General features: G+C 62.7%; 15 protein-coding genes and 1 pseudogene. 12 read left to right on the top strand and 4 right to left on the bottom strand.

Going from position 1 to position 18,776, the window contains the following annotated elements; translation table 11 throughout:
• Positions 1-173 precede the first annotated feature (173 nt).
• The 4 genes and pseudogenes from AC1RTQ_RS01790 to AC1RTQ_RS01775 form a co-directional block, all read left to right on the top strand.
• Positions 174-1,613 (top strand): MFS transporter, encoded by a 1,440-nt coding sequence (locus AC1RTQ_RS01790; RefSeq protein ID WP_492873922.1) that lies wholly within the window; start codon positions 174-176, stop codon positions 1,611-1,613.
• A 37-nt stretch (positions 1,614-1,650) separates the two neighbouring features.
• Positions 1,651-3,966, top strand: a complete 2,316-nt coding sequence (locus tag AC1RTQ_RS01785; RefSeq protein ID WP_492873920.1) for a molybdopterin-dependent oxidoreductase — start codon at positions 1,651-1,653, stop codon at positions 3,964-3,966.
• A gap of 71 nt (positions 3,967-4,037) precedes the next feature.
• A complete protein-coding gene (locus AC1RTQ_RS01780; protein ID WP_492873918.1) occupies positions 4,038-5,129 on the top strand; it encodes a porin in 1,092 nt (363 codons plus the stop codon).
• A gap of 235 nt (positions 5,130-5,364) precedes the next feature.
• A pseudogene (locus AC1RTQ_RS01775) lies at positions 5,365-5,643 on the top strand (IS5/IS1182 family transposase); the annotation flags it as partial.
• Between the two features lie 282 nt (positions 5,644-5,925).
• Here the strand turns inward: AC1RTQ_RS01775 and AC1RTQ_RS01770 are convergent.
• From AC1RTQ_RS01770 to AC1RTQ_RS01760, 3 genes are read right to left on the bottom strand one after another with little or no spacing between them, the layout of a single operon-like run.
• On the bottom strand, positions 5,926-6,729 hold the full coding sequence (locus tag AC1RTQ_RS01770) for an anti-sigma factor (RefSeq protein WP_302089135.1): 804 nt from the start codon (positions 6,727-6,729) through the stop codon (positions 5,926-5,928).
• An 18-nt stretch (positions 6,730-6,747) separates the two neighbouring features.
• Positions 6,748-7,323, bottom strand: a complete 576-nt coding sequence (locus tag AC1RTQ_RS01765) for an RNA polymerase sigma factor (RefSeq protein WP_304352144.1) — start codon at positions 7,321-7,323, stop codon at positions 6,748-6,750.
• Positions 7,320-7,562, bottom strand: a complete 243-nt coding sequence (locus AC1RTQ_RS01760; RefSeq protein ID WP_304352145.1) for a hypothetical protein — start codon at positions 7,560-7,562, stop codon at positions 7,320-7,322. Before AC1RTQ_RS01760 ends, AC1RTQ_RS01765 begins: the two co-directional genes overlap by 4 nt.
• Between AC1RTQ_RS01760 and AC1RTQ_RS01755 the strand changes: the two genes are divergently transcribed.
• Both AC1RTQ_RS01755 and AC1RTQ_RS01750 read left to right on the top strand, forming a co-directional pair.
• The gene (locus AC1RTQ_RS01755; protein WP_302089138.1) at positions 7,561-8,154 is read left to right on the top strand and encodes a ferritin-like domain-containing protein; all 594 of its coding nucleotides are present in this window, start codon (positions 7,561-7,563) and stop codon (positions 8,152-8,154) included. The genes AC1RTQ_RS01760 and AC1RTQ_RS01755 overlap by 2 nt on opposite strands.
• Positions 8,155-8,223: 69 nt before the next feature.
• Positions 8,224-8,778 carry a DUF3455 domain-containing protein gene (locus tag AC1RTQ_RS01750; protein WP_492873914.1) on the top strand — a complete coding sequence of 185 codons (555 nt, stop codon included), beginning with the start codon at positions 8,224-8,226 and terminating at the stop codon, positions 8,776-8,778.
• 138 nt (positions 8,779-8,916) lie between these two features.
• Here AC1RTQ_RS01750 and AC1RTQ_RS01745 read toward each other — a convergent pair whose 3' ends face one another.
• Positions 8,917-9,078 (bottom strand): hypothetical protein, encoded by a 162-nt coding sequence (locus AC1RTQ_RS01745; RefSeq protein WP_492873912.1) that lies wholly within the window; start codon positions 9,076-9,078, stop codon positions 8,917-8,919.
• A gap of 465 nt (positions 9,079-9,543) precedes the next feature.
• Between AC1RTQ_RS01745 and AC1RTQ_RS01740 the strand changes: the two genes are divergently transcribed.
• From AC1RTQ_RS01740 to AC1RTQ_RS01715, 6 genes are all read left to right on the top strand, one after another.
• A complete protein-coding gene (locus tag AC1RTQ_RS01740) occupies positions 9,544-10,932 on the top strand; it encodes a sensor domain-containing diguanylate cyclase (protein WP_492873910.1) in 1,389 nt (462 codons plus the stop codon).
• A 46-nt stretch (positions 10,933-10,978) separates the two neighbouring features.
• A complete protein-coding gene (locus tag AC1RTQ_RS01735) occupies positions 10,979-11,917 on the top strand; it encodes an NUDIX hydrolase (protein WP_302089141.1) in 939 nt (312 codons plus the stop codon).
• A 150-nt stretch (positions 11,918-12,067) separates the two neighbouring features.
• Positions 12,068-12,937, top strand: coding sequence for a carboxylating nicotinate-nucleotide diphosphorylase (gene nadC, locus AC1RTQ_RS01730; protein ID WP_492873907.1), 870 nt, complete (start codon positions 12,068-12,070; stop codon positions 12,935-12,937).
• A 102-nt stretch (positions 12,938-13,039) separates the two neighbouring features.
• Positions 13,040-14,038, top strand: coding sequence for a tripartite tricarboxylate transporter substrate binding protein (locus tag AC1RTQ_RS01725; RefSeq protein ID WP_492873905.1), 999 nt, complete (start codon positions 13,040-13,042; stop codon positions 14,036-14,038).
• Positions 14,039-14,461: 423 nt separating this feature from the next.
• The gene (locus tag AC1RTQ_RS01720) at positions 14,462-15,607 is read left to right on the top strand and encodes an efflux RND transporter periplasmic adaptor subunit (RefSeq protein WP_492873903.1); all 1,146 of its coding nucleotides are present in this window, start codon (positions 14,462-14,464) and stop codon (positions 15,605-15,607) included.
• A complete protein-coding gene (locus tag AC1RTQ_RS01715; protein ID WP_492873901.1) occupies positions 15,604-18,774 on the top strand; it encodes an efflux RND transporter permease subunit in 3,171 nt (1,056 codons plus the stop codon). The genes AC1RTQ_RS01720 and AC1RTQ_RS01715 overlap by 4 nt, the downstream gene beginning before the upstream one ends.
• Positions 18,775-18,776: the final 2 nt, after the last annotated feature.

Below are 18,776 nucleotides of genomic sequence, written 5' to 3'. Positions count from 1 at the left end.
CGTGGCCATACCCACGGCCTGGGTACGACATAAAACAGCACTGAGACAAGCGAAGGCTCGTTGGCTGGGCGGGGCCGTGCGCGCATGCCTTGCATGTGCGGCTAGTGGAAAACCTGGCCGGAAAAAACGCAAGAGCGCCTGATCAAGGCGGCACTACCCTCGGAGACAACGCCATGAATCGCATCGACGCCACGGGGCCTTCCTCGACCAGTACAACCCCCTCTTATTTGTTGGCGCGGTTCGACCGTCTGCCGATCATGACCTCGCATTACGTCTGGGCCGCTTTGCTCGCGCTCAACCTGATGCTGGAGTACTACGACAACGCGATCTTTTCCTACTCCGCGCCGACCATCAAGCAGCACACAGGCATGAGTACTGAGCAGATTGGGTTCATCAGCAGCACCTTTTACGTGGGGATGGTGATAGGCGCTCTGGTCGGCGGCTGGCTGTCAGACCGGGTGGGGCGTCGCCCGGTGCTGGTGTGGGGCACCGTCATGTATTCGCTCGGTGTGATAGCAACGGCGTCTTTTCCGGGGTTTGAGCTGATGCTGACCTCCCGCTTCATCACGGGTCTGGGGGTGCAGGCAGCCACCTCGGTGCTGCTGGTCTATATCTCCGAGATGTTCCCAAGCCATGCGCGCGGACGCTTTCTGTCCGTCGTGACGATGGGCTTCACGGTCTCGGCGCTGATCGCTGCGTCGCTGGCCATGTTCTACCTGCCTACCGGCGGCCCGAACACCTGGCGCTATCTGTTTCTGGCCGGCGGCATTGGCTTGCTGGTTGCGCCCGCCGTGCATTTTTGTCTGCCGGAGTCGGTGCGCTGGTACATCTCGCGCGGCAAGATCGAACATGCCGCACGAATCGTCAGCCGACTGGAGGAGCTCGCGCTGAAACAGGGGGCGTTGGACGAACCCAAGCCGCTGGCGATGCCGGCCCTTGCAACCCAGGCTACCGTGCGCGACCTGCTCAAGAACAAGGCGGTGCTGCGCAATCTGATCGTACTGTTCGTGTCGTATTTCGGGGTGTACTGGGCGTACTACACGTGGAGCAATTGGAGCATTTACGCGCTGGTATACGACCTCAAGTACGCACAAAAGGACGCTTACTCCATCATGTTCATCTGGGTCTTGGTCTACGGTGTCATGCCCTTTCTTGCCATGAAGTTCCTGGACCGCTGGGAGCGCAAGAACACCATCCTTTGCATGTCGGTGTGCTGCGCGTTGGCTCTTGGGGGGCTGGGCCTGTCCAGCGGCTACTGGGCCGTGGCTCTGGTCGGCGGTGTCCTCAGCATCTTCAGCGGCTTCGTCATCAACACCTACTACACCTACATCCCTGAAACCATGCCCACGCAACTGCGCGCACTGGGCAACGGCATCGTGATGTCCAGCGCCCGTGTCGGCGGCGCGTTGTCCGGCGTGATGGGGGCGGCGCTGGTCACAGCAGGCGGCCTGAGGTACGTGGCCTGGACGGCCGCTGTGATCTATGTCGTCTTCGCCATTCCTGTGCTGGTCTTTGGCCCGCGTACCACCAACCGCTCGCTGGAAGCCGTGGCTGACGAACTCGGCCAGGAGGGGAGCGACGCCTCCAATTTGTCCACGCGGGCAACGGCCTGAAATCCCTTCCATCTGCTTTGGCAGTCAGGAGTTTTCCATGTTGCCTGTTCAAGAAAATCGGGTGGTGTCCACGCACTGGGGCACCTATAACGTGACGGTTGATCAGGGGCGGGTGTCCGGCATCCGCTCCTGGTCGGGCGACCCGGCGCCAGCGCCGATCTGGGACGGCTTGGACGGCTCGCATACCAGCATGCGGGTGGCTGCGCCCGCCATCCGCCAGTCCTTCTTCGACAAGCAGCACCGAGCGGACGGTGCGGGGCGCGGGCGCGAGCCTTTCGTCGAAGTGGACTGGAAGACGGCATTGGACATGGCCGCCGAGCAATTGGAGCGAGTGCGCTCCACCTATGGCAACTCGGCGATTTTTGGCGGCTCCTACGGCTGGGCGAGTGCCGGGCGCTTCAACCATGCGCTCAGCCAGATTCACCGCTTTCTGAATCTGTTGGGCGGCTATACGTGCTCGGTCAACTCCTACAGCTATGGTGCCGGCGAGGTCATCATTCCGCACGTGCTCGGCTCCATGGACAGCCTGGGCGGCAATCAAACCTCATGGAAATCCATCGCCAGGAGTACCCGGTTACTGGTCACCTTTGGCGGACTGCCGCAGAAGAATGCGCAGGTGGGCGCGGGCGGTGTGACCCGGCATTCATACCACGACACGCTTGGGCAGCTCGCGCGGGCGGGGGTGCGGCTGGTCTCGGTGAGCCCGATCCGGGATGACACCAGCGTGCCCTGCGAATGGCTCCCTGTACGCCCGCAGACCGATGTGGCGCTGATGCTGGCTCTGGCCTACGTGATCGAATCCGAGAACCTGGCTGACCGGACTTTCCTGGCGACCTACACGACAGGCTATGCGCTCTTTCGTGACTATCTGCTTGGCGTGTCCGATGGCGTTGCCAAGACACCGCAGTGGGCTGCATCCATCTGCCAGGTGCCTGCGCAGGAGATCATTCAGCTTGCACGTGACATGACGAGGCAGCGCACCATGCTCGTCATGTCCTGGTCGCTGCAGCGCGCGGAAAACGGTGAGCAGCCCTACTGGATGCTGGTGACCCTGGCCGCCATGTTGGGGCAGATCGGTCAGGAGGGGAGTGGCTTTGGCTTCGGCTATGCCGCCACCAATGGCATCGGGCATGACGCGATCACGGTAAAAATCCCTGCCCTGCCGCAGGGCGAAAACCCCGTGTCCACCTACATTCCTGTGGCCCGCATTTCGGACATGCTGCTGGGCAAGGGGCAAACCCTGCGCTACAACGGCGAGACGCTCACTTACCCCGATATCCGGCTCATCTACTGGGCCGGCGGCAACCCCTTCCATCACCACCAGGACCTGAACCGCATGCGCAGGGCCTGGGCCGTGCCGCAGACCGTCATTGTCAACGAACCCTGGTGGACGGCGACTGCCAAGCATGCGGACATCGTTTTTCCCACCACTGTTGCCTACGAGCGCAATGACATCGCAGGCGGCAGCTACGAGCCCTTTCTTGTTGCCTCCGCCGCGCATACCAAGCCTTACGCGCTGGCGCGCAACGACCATGATGTGTTCCGCGAACTGGCCGCCCGCTTCGGTGTTCTGGAGCAGTTCACGCAAGGCCGTTCCGAAGAGGATTGGCTGCGTTCGTTCTATGCCCAGATCAAAGAGCAGGGCGATGCGCAAGACCTGAAATTGCCCGGCTTCGACGAATTCTGGGCCCGGGGCATGGTCGAGTTGCCGACGCGGGAGTCCGCCCCTGTCTTCTGCAAATTCATCCAGGATCCGGCTAGGCATCCGCTGCGCACGCCCTCGGGTCGCATTGAAATCTTCTCGCAGACCATCCGCGACTTCGCCATTGCGGGCCAGCCGGGGCACCCGGTCTGGATAGAGCCGCAGGAATGGCTGGGCGCCGCGCAGGCGCGGATGTACCCTTTGCATCTGCTGTCGAACCAGCCGTCTTCCAAGCTGCACAGCCAGTACGACCATGCGCCTCACAGCCGCATGCTGAAGATCGAGGGCAGAGAGCCCATCCGCATCCATCCCAGCGATGCGGCCAGCAGGAACATAACGACAGGCACCATCGTGCGCGTATTCAATGCACGGGGCAGTTGCCTTGCGGGCGCCGTGGTGTCCGACGCCGTTCTTGCGGGGGTGGTGCAGATGGCGACCGGCGCATGGCTGGACCTGGCACTGGAGGAGGAGGAGGGCTGTATTCCACTGGACAAGCACGGCAACCCCAATGTGCTGACCCGCGACGTGGGCACCTCGGAAATCGCGCAGGGCAGTTCGGCCAACTCCTGCCTGGTCCAGATCGAACGCTATGCCGGTGTTGCCCCTGCGGTGGCCTGCTTTGATCCGCCGCCCCTCATTCGCAAGTCCTAGCGCAGAACACCCAATGCTTCACGACGGTCCGGTCGCACACCGGTTCATCACCCAAAGAGGAGGCTTCACTCATGAGGAAAAAAACCATCGCCCTGGCAGCGGCCAGCCTGACGGCTTGTACCTTCGCGTCAGCCCAGGCGCAAAGCAGTGTCACCCTGTATGGCATCGTCGATACCGGTGTTGTCTACATCAACAACAAGGACGGCAGCAGGTCCACCGAACTGCGCGGCGGCAACAAATTTTCATCGCGCTTAGGTGTGCGCGGCGTTGAAGATTTGGGTGGCGGGCTGAACGCTCTTTTCGACCTGGAGGCTGGTATCGGTACCGATACGGGCGTCACCTACACACCCTTCTTCAACCGCCATGCGTGGGTGGGGCTGCGCTCGAACAGCCTCGGTGAAATCAAGCTGGGCCGCATGCTGCCCATCTTGACCGATGTGTTCCTCATGTCTCTGCAGGCTTTATACCTGGGCAATCCCACTGCGGCGGTGGACGGAGCGGCCACGGCAGCCGGCTCCTCTCTCGCCCGCTTCAATAATATGCTGGGTGGCACGCGCGTCAACAATGCCATCAAGTACCAAAGCCCCAGCCTGTCCGGTTTCAGAATCCATGCCATGGCGGCGCTGGACGAAAAGGCGGTCCAGGCAAGCTCTCCTTCCGGCCGCATAGGGTCCCTTGGCGGCAGCTACAGTGGCCGGCACTTCGACGCGGGACTGGTGTATCACGAGCAAAGCTGCGCCAAGTCCGAGACTGCGGCCAGCAGCTGCATGCTCAATGGCAAGGCCAAGCACAAGATCCTGGGCGCAGGCGCTGCCTACAAGCGCAATGGGGCACGCTACGACATCACCTATACGCGCCAGCACAACGCCCTCAACGTGAAGGACAGGGATGCGGACACGCTCTCGCTGATGGCGCGCTATCCGCTGAACACCCAGTGGGTCGCCGTGGCCGGCTTTCAGTACCTGAACGACAAAACCGCAGCCAACCAGGATGTGCGCCAGTACAACCTGGCGGTCAACTACCTTGTGAGCGTGCGCACGCAGCTCTATGCCATGTATTCGCGCCAGTCGGTGAGCAACGGCGGCCAGGCCAGCATGTACTCCGTCCTGTCCAGCGACAGCAAGCAAAATCAGGTGAGCCTGGGTATGCTCCATGCATTCTGACCCGCCGCCGGCTTTGTACCGGAGGTGGCGATAGCCGGTATCGGCAGGCAGCGCATCAATCCAGCGAGGGCGGGCTGCTTCTGCTTGCTGAGTCCACCGGACTCCAATTTCCGGGGCGGCGGTACTGCCGCAATTGCAGGCGCAACCCACGGCGATGAGTCGCGGTTGACCGTCACGGCTTGTGGAGCTCATGACGCACAGCCCCCAGCATGTCGCTGCGCCACACCCATCACACCCCCCGAGAGAGAATGCCCGGATGCGAAAAGGCGATGTCTTTGCACGCTGCAATGCGGCAATCGCCGCATGCAGGCGCTTTGGGCGCAAGCTATGGAAAAGTTGGAGTGGCTATCACTGGCGCAGCCTGGGGGAGACCAAGATGCATTGCGTCAAGCAACTGGGTGAGCGGGTGATGTCACGCACATTCGAGCGACAGATCAATGAGCGGCATATCCGAGCCGCCATTCTGAATCGGTTCACAGAACTGGGCTGCCCGCAAACGGTGGCGGTGGCATAGCCACGTCTGGGGGCAGGGGTAGCCTGGCACGAAACGGTTTTATGCAACAGCGCCACTGTGGTCATACAGCGATGCCGCAACTTATATTGCGGCTCCGAGAGGCCTGAAAGATGGCCGCGCCTTTGCCAGGCAATCAAAAGCGCTCATTCGGCAGAGCAAGCTGCTACACCGTTTTTGCAGCACAAAGCAGCGACAGGACTCGCCATTGATCGCAGCTGTTTGCGCCTCAATGGTTCAGGACAAATCGGGCACAGTGCGCTGCAGTGTCCATGTAGACGCCAATCAGAGATCTCGGCGAATGAGTGCGCCCTTGAAAAGCACCGGGCCAGTCGGCCCCGTTGAGCTGGGGACGCCGCCTTTCGGCTCCAGGCTGATGGCCAGGGCCGGGATTGCGTTCACATCGCTCTCCTGCGCAGTGAGTTGCTCATGCTTTCCATCACCCATGACGCCCAAGGAGCGCGGTGCGCCTTGTTGGGGCAAGGCCCACAGTTGCAAAGACTGGTTATCCGCTTCCTTAAAGCCGCTCACACGCTGCAACACCAATTGCCTATGTCGAGGATCGAACGTCACCAGCATAGATGCATCGGCCTTGCCGTCGGCCAGCACCGCCACATACTGAATCTGGGGCGTAGACTGCAGTGCAGCCTGTGTCATCTGGAGCTGAGCTTGCAGCGCAGACAGTTGTTGCTGTGAGGCGTCTTTGAGCCCCTGATGAGACCAAAGCCCCACCGAGACAGCCGCCACAGTGGCCAATCCGCCTGCCATGGCCAGTCCACGCCACCAAGAGAGTGACCGCACTGGCGACTTCGATGCAGCAGCCTCACGTTGGCGAGCCAGTCTGATGTTGGCATTTTCGGCTTGCAGCACATTGACTATGCGTGTCCAGACCGCTTCATCGGGCTGTATGGGAGTCTGAACCTCGGAGAAGGCCGACCAGCGACCTTGCCACAGCAATGCTGCCGCCCGTACCTGTGGATATTCGCGTGCCAGTTGCTCAAAGCGACGGCGTGCCCCTCCGTGCAAAGTTCCCAGTGAATAGGAGGCAGCCAGTCGGTCAAGTAATTCAGGGTTTTGGGTCAGATTCATGATGTCGACTCCTGGCACTCAGACGTGGCGCGCCATGCATTTGCGCAGTTGCTCCAAGCTGCGGCGCATCCAAGTCTTGACGGTGCCCAGCGGCAGCTTCAGGCTGCTGGCCAGTTCGCTATGACTTAATTCATTCAGATAGGCCAGGCTCACCACCTGGCGCTGTGGCTGCTCCAGCTTTTGCAGACACTGGTGCAAGACCACAGCTTGTTCACTGGCCTCCACCAATTGCATTGGTCCTTGCGCGTCCTTGTCCTGGGGCAACTCCTCAAAGTCCTCAATCGGTAAATTGAGATGCAGGCGCTCGGCTCTGCGCCGACGCAAAAAGTCCAGGGCCCGGCTGCGCACCAGCATGCCCATCCAGGCCAGGGGTGGGCTGAGCGAGTCCCGGTAGGTCTGCGCACTGCGCCAGATACCCAGAAAGCTCTCCTGCAGCACATCCTCTGCCCACTCTTTGTTACCAAGTATGCGCAGAGCCAGGCCATACAGCCGTGAGGCGGTCTGGTCGTACAGCAGCTTGAGAGCAACCTCGTCCCGGGTTGCTACGCGGTCGATCAAGTCCATCAGTTGGTTGTCCGGTGTTTTGGCGCTCATGCAGCCATTTTGATCAGTCGGACCTGCTTCATGCTGTGCTGTTGGATAACTGCCAAGGCATGTTGCAGTTCCTGGTAATCACCTATACGCAGCAACTCAGCCACTGGATTTGGACAACGCGCGAAATGGCTGAAAAAAATTTTCAGAAAACTTGAATCCACCGCGCCAAAGGATGCGTATTCCAAATGTCGGACACCGCAATAGCCGACAGATCCCCACATCCAATTAGGAGTCATCATGAGCATCCATCTGTTTGAAGGCCATTCCTCACCCATGGCCTCGCGTCGCGGATTTCTGGGTACTACCGGCACTTTGTCAGCGGTGGCGGTCGCCATGTTGGCAGGCAACGAGGCTCTGGCCCAAGGCATGGGCAATGATCCAGCCAAGGATGTATCCATTCTCAATGTGGCCCTGGGGCTGGAGCATGAGGCCATCAACGCCTACCAGCTGGGTGCTGGTAGCGGCCTGCTGCAAAAGCCCGTGCTGGATGTGGCCCTGCTGTTCCAAAGCCATCACAAGGCCCACCGTGACGCTCTGATTGCCACCATCCAGAAGATGGGCGGAAAACCGGTGGCCGAGGCCTCGATGCAGACCTATGCCGAATCGCTGAAGGCAGCAACCCTGAAAAGCCAGGCTGATGTACTGGCTCTCGCCGCAAGACTGGAGCTTGGTGCGACCAATGCCTACCTGGGCGTCATTCCTGCTTTCGAAAACCGTGACCTGGCCAAGGTCGCAGGACGTCTGGCCGCCGATGAAACCATGCACTACACGGCCCTGATCTCGGCCCTCGGCCGCCCCTTGCCAAGCAATGCCTTGTCATTTGGTGGCTGACCTAGCGAAGCCCCGGGTACCGGGCAGTCTCGCCCGGTGCATTTTTTTATCTTGTTTGAGGGAATACTCATGACGCACCGATACACACTTTCGCTGACCGCTCTGTGCCTGTCCGCGCTTGGCCTGAGCGCTTGCTCATCCATGGGCTCTCACTCCATGTACTCACAAGCCGAACTTCCGGTTTCCGTGCAAGTGCCTGCAGGACACAAAGTGGCCATGGAGACCGTGGGTGTTGGCCAGATCACCTATGAGTGCCGGGCCAAAAAGGACATGGCAGCCGAGCACGAATGGGTGTTTGTAGGCCCCGATGCCAAGCTGCAAACGCGAAGCGGTACGGTCATCGGCAAATACTGGGGGCCGCCAGCGACTTGGGAGAATAACGACGGCTCCAAGGTCACTGCCACGCAGCTTGCCGTGGCTCCTGCCGGAGCGGGCAATATCCCTGTGCAACTGGTCAAGGCCAATCCTGCCACCGGCATGGGAGCCATGCAGGGAGTGACCTATATCCAGCGTGTGGCAACCAAGGGGGGCGTCGCGCCGAGCATGGCCTGCGCAGCCGCGAATCTGGGCAGCAAGCAGATCGTGCAGTATCAGGCCGACTATATTTTCTGGAAAGCAGCCTGACAGAGAGTCCAGTGGCGCCCCTTTCCTGTCAGAGGCCGGGACGTTGCGCCTTTTTCAGTCCGGTGCGCGAGGTGCTTGTGCCTGGAGGAGCACCCCGCGCAGGTCAGGTGGCGCGAGCGTGCCCATGGGCCTCGCGGCTCAATCGCCCTGGGTAGCCAGAGCCTCGATTTCGGCACTTTGCATGGACTGGCCTGCGGCAATGGCCTGCCAGGCTTGATTTCGGCAATCACGATGCGTGCCCCGGCCCATGCCGCAGCCACTGCCGGACGCCAGAACGGTCTTGTCCTTGAGGCCAGCCACCGTGCTTTCTTTTGATGGGTGTTTACTTCCAGGAATCATGGACATGGCTGCGGCACGCCACTGGGGTGGCTGCCTTTTCCGGATTTGCCGCTCGGCGGCTTCGGCAATGCAAAACCGGCTGGTAAGGGGCGGCCCCGTGCTCTCATTGCGCTCGGACTGAGGCTGGCAGCTGCCATCTGATGGCATCCGGAGGCGGTGTTCAGTATTCGTGTCATGCAGGTATCGGGTATGCACGGTTTGAGCTGTCGATATCCCTGCGCATGGGTGGATGCGCACGGGGAGCGGGCGCGGGCAGCTCAGCCAGCGGGAAAAGCCCGGAAGTTTCCGGTTTATGGCTTGGTGGCTGGACAGCCGGGGGCCGCTCGGCGTGGACAAGCTGAGATGCTGTGTTTTTGGTATACGCAAGTGACGCAAAGTAACGAATAATGAGCCTCCACGACTGCAAGCGCGCTCGAGGTTCCAAACATGATTCGTGCCAATGCCATCACAAAGCGAACGATCACCGGCCCGCTGCTGGAGATCGCCATGGCTCAGTCCTTTTGCGCGGTAATGATTACCGATGCCAGGTTGGATGGAGAGGGGCCTGTCATCGAGTACTGCAATGCGGCCATGTGCGAGATGACCGGGTACACCGAAGCAGAGCTTCTGGGCCACTCGCCGCGCATGTTGCAGGGGCCGCTGACGGATCAACTGGTATTGCAGCGTTTGCATGAGTCCCTGGAGCAAGGCCTGCCACTTCAGGGCAGTGTGGTGAACTACCGCAAGGACGGCAGCACCTACCACGTGGAGTGGAATATCTCCCCCGTGCGTGATGACAAGGGCGTCATTCGGCATTTTGTGGCGGTGCAGCGCGATATTTCGGAGCGTGTGCAGGCCGAGCAGGAGCGCGCGCTGCTCGCCAGGGCATTGAATGCGGCCAATGACGGCATTTTGATCACGGATCGCGACTCCACCATCGTCTTTGTCAACCAGGCTTTTGAAGCTCTCACGGGCTATAGCGCGGCGGAACTGCTGGGCCAGCCCACCGAGATGCTGCGCTCGGGCCTGCATGAGCCCGAGTTCTATGCCCAGTTGCAGGAAGCATTGAGTCTTGGCCACAATTTTCGCGCCACCTTCATCAACCGTCACAAAAGCGGCGGCGTGTATTACGCCGAGCAAAGCATTGCAGCTCTGCGCGACGAGTCAGGGCAGATCAGCCACTATGTAGGGGCATCAAAAGACATCAGTCGCATGGTGCAACGAGAGATGGAGTTGCGTGAGCGTGCAAACCGCGACAAGCTGACGGGCTTGCTCAACCGCCATGCAGGCGAGATTGAGCTCAAGCGCAACCAGCTCCAGGCTCAGAATCAGCTGCGACCTTATGGCGTGATATTGGGCGATATCGATCTTTTCAAGCAGGTCAACGACCGCTTTGGTCATGTTGCCGGAGATCGCGTGCTCAAGATGGTGGCACATGTGCTTTCCGGCAAGGTTCGTCGCTATGACCATGCCGTGCGCTGGGGCGGAGAGGAGTTCCTGATCGTCCTCTCGGATGCCAGCCTCGGTGTGGCCGCAGGCTTGGCAGAGCGCATTCGCTGTGCCGTGGAGGAATGCGCGGATCCTGAGGTGGGGCGCTTTACCATCTCTTTGGGGGTTGGGCTCTGGGAGCCGGGTGAAACCGAGGACGATCTGCTCAAGCGCGCAGATGCGGCGCTCTACAGGGCCAAGCATCGGGGGCGCAATCAGGTGGCCATCGCCACGGGGTCGATGAACATGCCTTTGGTGCAAGCCCCCGAGCTGCTGGCGCAGGGCGATTCCTTGACCTTTTCGGGGAAGAGTCCGGATAAGCCGTGGACAGGGGCTGCCTCACCTTAGAATTTGCTCTTCCTCCCTGTCCTCGTCTTCATAGCTTTTGAGTGGTTTGAACAATTCCGAACTGCATTCCGTGCAGGCCGATCTGGTGGCAGTGCTGGTTGCCGTCACGGGTGGCCAGCCCCGTATCCTGACCACCGGGTCCGGGCGTGCCTTGCCTGCCGGGCCTTTTACCAGCAACCACCGCTCGCTGCAGGCCAGCCTGCGTGCCTGGGTGGAGAAACAGACCCACCATCCTCTGGGCTTTGTGGAGCAGCTCTACACCTTTGCAGACCGGGAGCGCTCGCAGCAACTGGGCATGCATGTCATCTCCATCAGCTATCTGGCGCTGACGCAGGAGCTGGACGAGGTCGGCGCCGCACAGCCGGGCTGGCAGGACTGGTATCGCTACTTTCCCTGGGAGGACTGGCGCGACGGTATGCCCGGCGTGATCGCCGAGCGCATTGCGCCGGCGCTGCATGCCTGGAGCGAAGCTGCTTCAGATAGTGTCGCTAGAAGCGCACGTTGGCAAAGAGCCTCAATGACTTTTGGCCTGGATGAGCACGAATGGAACGAGGAGTTGGTTCTGCAGCGCTACGAGCTGCTGTTCGAGGCAGGTGTGGTGCCTGAAGCCTGGGGTGAGGGCGATGAAGCACGCGCTGCCCAATTGCTGCCCGGTGCCGCCATGAGTAATGATCACCGCCGCATTCTTGCGACCGGTATGGCCCGTTTGCGCGCCAAGATCAAATATCGGCCCGTGGTGTTTGAACTGATGCCCGAGGAATTCTCGCTGCTGCAGTTGCAACAGACGGTGGAGGCATTGGCGGGGCGCGGCTTGCACAAGCAGAACTTCCGGCGCCTGATAGAGCAGCAGGCCCTGGTTGAGGAAACCGGCCAGATGACGGCCGTAGGTGCGGGCCGCCCGGCCAAGCTGTTCCGCTTCCGACGCAATGTCATGCTTGAGCGCGCCATTGCTGGCAACAAGCTGCCGCTGGCAAGAAGTCATTAGCCCCTGAGCCAGTCTTCGGATGGAGGACTGTTTTCACTGCGGGAGTGGCTTGACTTAGATAATGCTCAGACTTAGCATAAGTCGGTTTGCGTAAGGCCTGAAAGCGATCTGGAAGTCTTTGCGTTTTTTATTGAACTAAAAATACTCAAAATGAGCATTAATAAAACTGCAGCCTTGCCCGTTCCCGCCCTGCCCGATGTAATGCTGGAGCCGCTGGTACGCATGGCCTTGCTGGAAGATCTGGGACGCGCCGCAGACTTGACCACCGACACCATTGTTCCTGCCGATGCGGTAGGCGAGTTGCGCCTGGTGGCCAGGCAGGATGGCATCTTGGCCGGACTTGATCTGGCACGTCTGGCCTTTGTGCTGATGGATGCTCGCATGGAGTTTGACGTCCGCTGCGCAGACGGCACGCTGCTGCAGCCAGGCATGGAGATCGCACGCATTCGTGGCAAAAGCCGAGCCATTCTCACGGCCGAGCGTACGGCGCTCAACTACCTCTGTCATCTCAGCGGCGTGGCCAGCGCCACGCATTCGATTGCCGAGGCCATCAAGCCCTTTGGCACCCGAGTGACCTGCACGCGCAAGACCATGCCGGGCCTGCGAGCCTTGCAGAAGTACGCCGTGCGTGTCGGTGGTGGCAGCAACCACCGTTTTGGCCTGGACGACGCCGTACTCATCAAGGACAACCACATTGCACTGGCCGGCGATGTCGCCACGGCTGTGGGGCGTGCTCGTGCCGGCGTGGGTCATATGGTCAAGATCGAGCTGGAAGTGGATACGCTGGCCCAGTTGGATGTGGCACTGCAACTGGGCGTGGATGTGGTGCTGCTGGACAATATGGGTCTGGATGATCTGCGCACTGCGGTCGGCATGTGCAAGGGCCGGGCCATCACCGAAGCCTCGGGGCGTATTACCCCCGAAACCGCACCTGCCGTGGCTGCCACGGGCGTGGACCAGATCGCCGTGGGCTGGCTCACGCACAGCGCGCGCGTTCTCGATATAGGTCTGGACGCTTGATGGCCTGCCCCCCAAGCGGCTTTGGCGCTTGCCTCCATGGCAGGAGGCAAGCTTCGCTTCGCAGTGGCGCTTGCTTGCGCTCCCTTGTTTTAGGGGGCATTGATGAAGGCCGTGTTTAAGGAGCGCCGCAGCTGGGCGGTACTGGTTGCTGCAGCGCTGGCGGTGACGGCGGCGGGGATCTGGCATGCCCGCGCTGGCACGGCCGCAGTCCGTTTTGAAAAGCCCATCACCATCGTTGTGACCTTTCCGCCAGGCGGCGGCACCGACCTGTTGGCGCGTCGCCTGGGTGCGGCCATGCAGCAGCGCCTGGGCCAGTCCGTAGTGGTGGAGAACCGGCCCGGCGCCAGCGGCAATATCGGCGCGCGCGCCGTGGCCGAGGCCGCCCCCGACGGCGCCACGCTGCTGATGGTCAACAGCTCGTTTGCCATCAACCCCGGTGTCTACCGACATCTGGACTTCGATCCGCGCCGGGACTTCAAGGCCGTGTTCAATGCCGGCAGCATCGCCTCGGTGCTGGTCGTGCCCAGCCAAAGCAGCGTGCGCAATCTGCACGATGCGCTGGCCGGCGCGACCGCCGGCCAGTCCTTGCCTTTTGCCTCCTGCGGCAACGGAACGCCCCAGCATATGGCGGGTGAGATGCTGGCCCAGGCCGCCCATGCAAGCCTCCAGCATGTGCCCTACAAGGGTTGCGGCCCGGCCATCACTGCGGTAGCTGCAGCACAGCTACCTATGGCTGTGGTCACGGCCAGCAGCGCTGCGCCCCTGATAGCTGCAGGCCGCGTGCGCGCCATCGCCGTCACGGCACCGGCCCGCGTCGCATCCCTGCCCGATATCCCCACGGTGGCCGAGCAGGGTCTGGCCGGTTTTGCCGTCGAGCAGTGGCATGGCCTGCTGGCGCCGGCCGCCACGCCGCAGCCCGTGATCGCCCGTCTGCACCAGGTGCTGACGCAGATCCTGGCCGAGCCCGAGATGCAGCGGGCGCTGCACGAGCAGGGCTATACGCCGGCTGGGGAGTCTGCCGCCCAGTTCGGCAAGCTCATCGCAGCCGATATAGCGCGCTATGCGGCCGTGACCGCGCAGCTCGGGCTCACGGTCGATTGAGTGCAGGCCGGCGGCCGACGCCAGATGCCATGCTCGTGACGGGCCACCTGCAAAGGTGGCCTGTTCTGTTTCAGGCATATGACGAGTTCGCTATACGAAGGTATAGCTGGGATCAACCAAAAGCCAAGCCTCTCTTCCCAAGGCAGGCTCGCTTTGCCGACTGGCGGGTTTGATAATCAAAGGCAGTGATCAGGGCAGCAGACCCTGGCGCCACGGCGGCATGCTTTGCCGCCCATCGCATGGAGGAGTTCCCCTTGGATGACCATTCCTTGACGGCGTCATGGCGCGCGGCTTCCCCATGCTCTCCCGCTTCTCTGTCTTGCTGCAAAGCGGCTTCTGCATTCAAGAAGTTGCGAGAGCGAGACAGGATCAATCCCGGGCCGGGACCTGCCCTGGCCCTATCGATGCCACTGTTTGCTGCTTATGAAACCAGTCCTGAACTCCTGCAGTCCCGTGGGGCCTGCCTGCCTGCTGTTGTGTCTGGCGCTCGCTGCCTGCAACGGCGACAAACAGACGCCGGCCGCCGCTGCCGATAGCCGGACTGCGCTGTACCGCGAAGGCAATCTGGTCGTGGTGCCGCCGCAATCTCCGGTGCTGGCGCAGCTGAAGCTCGCCCAGGTCACCCAGGAGCAGGTCCAGACCCTGATCTCGGCGCCGGCCAATATCGAGGCCGAGCCTGAAAAGATGGTCAAGATCACGCCTCCGGTCGCGGGCCGGCTGGTGCGTCTGCACCGGCAGCTGGGCGACCCGGTCAAGGCCGGCGAGGCCTTGATCACCATGGACTCCTCCGATATCTCGGGCGCCCGGGCCGACAATGCCAAGGCCCAGTCCGCGCTGCTGCTGGCGCGCCAGGAGTTCGACCGCCAGAAGCTGCTGTTCGATGCCGAGATCGCGGCGCGCAAGGACTATGAGACCGCGCAGCAATCCCTGGCCGCAGCCAGCGCCGATGCGCGCGCGGCGACCGATCGCCTGGCCCAGCTGGGCGCCGATGTGCAGGCCAGCTCGCGCGGCAGCTATGTGATCAAGTCGCCGATCAGCGGGCGCGTGGTGGAGATGGCGGGCTCGCAGGGCGGCTACTGGAATGATGTGAATGCCTCGGTGATGACCGTGGCCGACCTCAGCAAGGTCTGGCTCAGCGCCAGCGTGCCCGAGCGCGACCTCGCTCATGTGGATGTGGGCCAGGAGGCGCATATCGCGCTGACCGCCTATCCCGATCTCAAGCTCGAAGGCCGTGTGCAATACGTGGGCGAGATCGTCGACACCGCCACGCGCAGCGTGAAGGTGCGCGTGGCGGTGGACAACCGCGAAGGGCGGCTGCGCCCCGGCATGTTTGCGCGCGTGAGCTTCGACGGCCCGGGCCGCGACGCCCTCATGGTGCCGACCACGGCGCTGCTCCAGGGCAATGTGAGCGCGCGGGTGTTCGTGGACAAGGGCCGAACGGACAAGGGTGCGCGCTTTGAGCCGCGCGACGTGCAGGTCGGCGTGCAGCAGGACGGCAAGGTGGAGATCCGCTCTGGTCTCGCGGCCGGCGAGCGCATCGTCATCAACGGTGGAGTGCTGCTGCAATGATCGAGCGCATCGTCAATCTCAGCTTCGCGCGCCGGGGCGTGGTGTGGCTGATCTTCATCTTCGCGGCCCTGTATGGCGGGTTCAGCTGGAAGCAGCTGCCGCTGGAAGCCTATCCCGACATCGCCGATGTGACCTCGCAGATCGTCACCCAGGTGCCGGGCCTGGCGGCCGAGGAAATCGAGCAGCAGATCACGATTCCGCTGGAGCGTGCGCTGCTGGCCACGCCGGCCATGCATGTGCTGCGTTCGCGCAGCCTGTTCGGCCTGTCGCTGATCACCGTGGTGTTCGAGGACGGGGTCGACGGCTACTGGGCGCGCCAGCGCCTCAAGGAGCGCATGGACGAGGTCGATCTGCCCTATGGCGCGCGCGCCGCGCTCGACCCCTACAGCTCGCCCACGGGTGAGGTCTACCGCTATACCTTGGAGAGTCCCACGCACAGCCTGCGCGAGCTGTCCGAGCTGCAGCAGTGGGTGGTGATCCCGCGGCTCAAGAAAGCCCAGTCCGTGGTGGACGTGACGAACTTCGGTGGCCTGACCACGCAGTTCATGCTCGAGCTCGACCCCGCGCGCCTGCTGCAGTACGGGCTGACCCTGTCCCAGGTGATCGATGCCATCAATGCCAACAACGCCAGCGGCGGCGGCAGCGTCATAGACCGGGGCGATGTCTCCTATGTGGTGCGCGGCGTGGGCTTGCTGAGATCGCTCGACGACATGGGTAATGTGGTGGTCAAGACCTCGGACAACGGCACGCCGATTCTGGTCAAGGACCTGGGGCAGCTGACCTATGGCAATGTGGAGCGCCGCGGCATTCTGGGCAAGGACGACAACACCGACACGCTGGAAGGCATCGTGTTGCTGCTCAAGGACGCCAATCCCTCCAAGGCGCTGGAGGGCATTCATGCTGCGGTGAAGGAGCTCAACGAGAAGCTGCTGCCGCCCGACGTCAAGGTCGTGCCCTATCTGGACCGCGCCACGCTGATCGAGCGCACCACGCATACCGTGGGCAAGACACTGGCCGAAGGCATGATCGTCGTGACCCTGGTGCTGCTGCTGTTCCTGGGCAGCCCGCGCGCGGCGCTGATTGTGGCGCTGACCATTCCCATGGCGCTGCTGCTGGCCTTTGTGTTCATGCATCACGCCAAGATCCCGGCCAATCTGCTGTCGCTGGGAGCCATCGACTTCGGCATTCTGGTCGACGGCTCCGTGGTCGTGGTCGAGAACATTCTGCGCCGCCGCGAGGCCCAGCGGGACAAGCCCTTGACGCCGCGCGATGCCATCTCGGCCACGCTGCAGGTGGCGCGTCCCATCTTCTTCGGCATGTGTGTGATCGCGGCCGCCTATCTGCCGCTGTTCGGCTTCGAGCGCATCGAGTACAAGCTGTTCTCGCCCATGGCCAGTGCCGTGGGGGCGGCCCTGGTGGGGGCGCTGGCCGTGGCGCTGCTGCTCACGCCGGGCCTGGCCTGGCTGGCCTTTCGCCGTCCGCGCAAGATCTTCCACAACCCCGTGCTCCACTTCCTGGGCGAGCGCTATGACCGCTTCCTCGGCGCGGCCGTGGGGCAGATGCGCTGGCTGGTCGGGGCTGTAGCGGCAGCACTGGTGGCGCTGGTGCTGCTGGCCGGCTCCATAGGCCGCGACTTTCTGCCCTATCTGGACGAAGGCTCGATCTGGCTGCAGGTGCAGATGCCGCCGGGCATCACGCTGGACAAGGCGCGTGACATGGCCGACGAACTGCGCCGGGCCACGCGGGAGTTCCCCGAGGTGTCCTATATCGTGACCCAGACCGGACGCAACGACGACGGCACCGACTACTGGACGCCCTCGCACATCGAGGCCAGCGTGGGCCTGCATCCCTACGACCAATGGAAGTCGGGCCTGAACAAGCAGCAGCTGATTGCCAAGATGGCCGAGCGCTTCGAGAAGCTGCCCGGCTATACAGTGGGCTTCATGCAGCCCATGATCGACGGCGTGCAGGACAAGCTCTCGGGCGCGCACAGCGATCTGACCGTGAAGGTCTACGGCCAGGACCTGAGCGAGGACCGGCGCGTGGCCGACGAGATGGTGGGCATTCTGTCCAAGGTGCCCGGTGCGGCCGATGTGGCCGTGGACATCGAGCCGCCGCTGCCCAATCTGCGCATAGACCTGGACCGTGCGGCCGCCGCACGCTACGGCATCAATGCCGCCGATGTGGCGCAGCTGATTTCCACGGGCGTGGGCGGGGCCTCCATAGGCCAGCTCTACGTGGGTGAACGCAGCTACGACATGACGGTGCGCTTCGCGCCCGGCACGCGCAGCAACCCCGAGGCCATAGGCGCGTTGCGCCTGGCCGCGACCAACGGCGCCCAGGTGCCGCTGGCCGACGTGGCGCGCATCAGCACCACGGTGGGCCAGAGCGTGATCGTGCGCGAGGGCGGCGAGCGCCACATTCTGGTCAAGCTCAATGTGCGCGGCCGCGATCTCGCGGGCTTCCTCAAGGATGCACACGATGCCCTCGATACCCAGCTCCAGTACGACCACCAGAAGACCCATATCGAGTGGGGCGGCCAGTTCGAGAACCTGCAGCGTGCCGAGGCGCGGCTGCTGGTCATCCTGCCGCTGACGCTGGGCATCATGCTGGTGCTGCTGTTCGGCGAGTTCGGCAATCTGCGCCAGCCGCTCTTGGTGCTGGGCGTGGTGCCGCTGGCCATGATCGGCGGCTTTGCCGGACTGCACCTGCGCGGCATGACGCTCAATGTATCGAGTGCCGTGGGCTTTATCGCGCTGTTTGGCGTGGCCGTGCTGTCGGGCGTGCTCATGGTCTCGCAGATCAACCGGCTGCGCTGCGAGGATGGGCTGCAGCTGCGCGAGGCCGTGCTCGAGGGGGCCTCCAGCCGCATGCGCCCGGTGCTGATGACGGCCACCGTGGCGGCCTTCGGCCTCATGCCGGCCATGCTGGCCACGGGCTTGGGCAGCGATGTGCAGCGGCCCCTGGCCACCGTGGTGGTCTGCGGCCTGGTCAGCGCCACCTTGCTGACGCTGCTGCTGCTGCCCAGTCTCTACTACGTGATCGAGCTGCGTGCCCAGCGCGCGGCAGAGCGCAAGCGCCGGCGTGCGGCCGAGCGCGGCGAACTCGACGACGAGGATGCCGCTGCCGTGACGACATCGGCCGCCGCAGAGCGCATGGCCCCCTGAGT

The organism is Comamonas sp. GW821-FHT11H03 (genome assembly GCF_058807955.1).
This window is presented reverse-complemented; position numbering and strand designations above follow the sequence as displayed.

Excerpts from the sequence above, each read along its gene's own strand:
- AC1RTQ_RS01790 (WP_492873922.1), top strand. The coding sequence starts at position 174 with ATGAATCGCATCGACGCCACGGGGCCTTCCTCGACCAGTACAACCCCC.
- AC1RTQ_RS01785 (WP_492873920.1), top strand. The coding sequence starts at position 1,651 with ATGTTGCCTGTTCAAGAAAATCGGGTGGTGTCCACGCACTGGGGCACC.
- AC1RTQ_RS01780 (WP_492873918.1), top strand. The coding sequence starts at position 4,038 with ATGAGGAAAAAAACCATCGCCCTGGCAGCGGCCAGCCTGACGGCTTGT.
- AC1RTQ_RS01770 (WP_302089135.1), bottom strand. The coding sequence starts at position 6,729 with ATGAATCTGACCCAAAACCCTGAATTACTTGACCGACTGGCTGCCTCC.
- AC1RTQ_RS01765 (WP_304352144.1), bottom strand. The coding sequence starts at position 7,323 with ATGAGCGCCAAAACACCGGACAACCAACTGATGGACTTGATCGACCGC.
- AC1RTQ_RS01755 (WP_302089138.1), top strand. The coding sequence starts at position 7,561 with ATGAGCATCCATCTGTTTGAAGGCCATTCCTCACCCATGGCCTCGCGT.
- AC1RTQ_RS01760 (WP_304352145.1), bottom strand. The coding sequence starts at position 7,562 with ATGATGACTCCTAATTGGATGTGGGGATCTGTCGGCTATTGCGGTGTC.
- AC1RTQ_RS01750 (WP_492873914.1), top strand. The coding sequence starts at position 8,224 with ATGACGCACCGATACACACTTTCGCTGACCGCTCTGTGCCTGTCCGCG.
- AC1RTQ_RS01740 (WP_492873910.1), top strand. The coding sequence starts at position 9,544 with ATGATTCGTGCCAATGCCATCACAAAGCGAACGATCACCGGCCCGCTG.
- nadC (WP_492873907.1), top strand. The coding sequence starts at position 12,068 with ATGAGCATTAATAAAACTGCAGCCTTGCCCGTTCCCGCCCTGCCCGAT.
- AC1RTQ_RS01725 (WP_492873905.1), top strand. The coding sequence starts at position 13,040 with ATGAAGGCCGTGTTTAAGGAGCGCCGCAGCTGGGCGGTACTGGTTGCT.
- AC1RTQ_RS01720 (WP_492873903.1), top strand. The coding sequence starts at position 14,462 with ATGAAACCAGTCCTGAACTCCTGCAGTCCCGTGGGGCCTGCCTGCCTG.
- AC1RTQ_RS01715 (WP_492873901.1), top strand. The coding sequence starts at position 15,604 with ATGATCGAGCGCATCGTCAATCTCAGCTTCGCGCGCCGGGGCGTGGTG.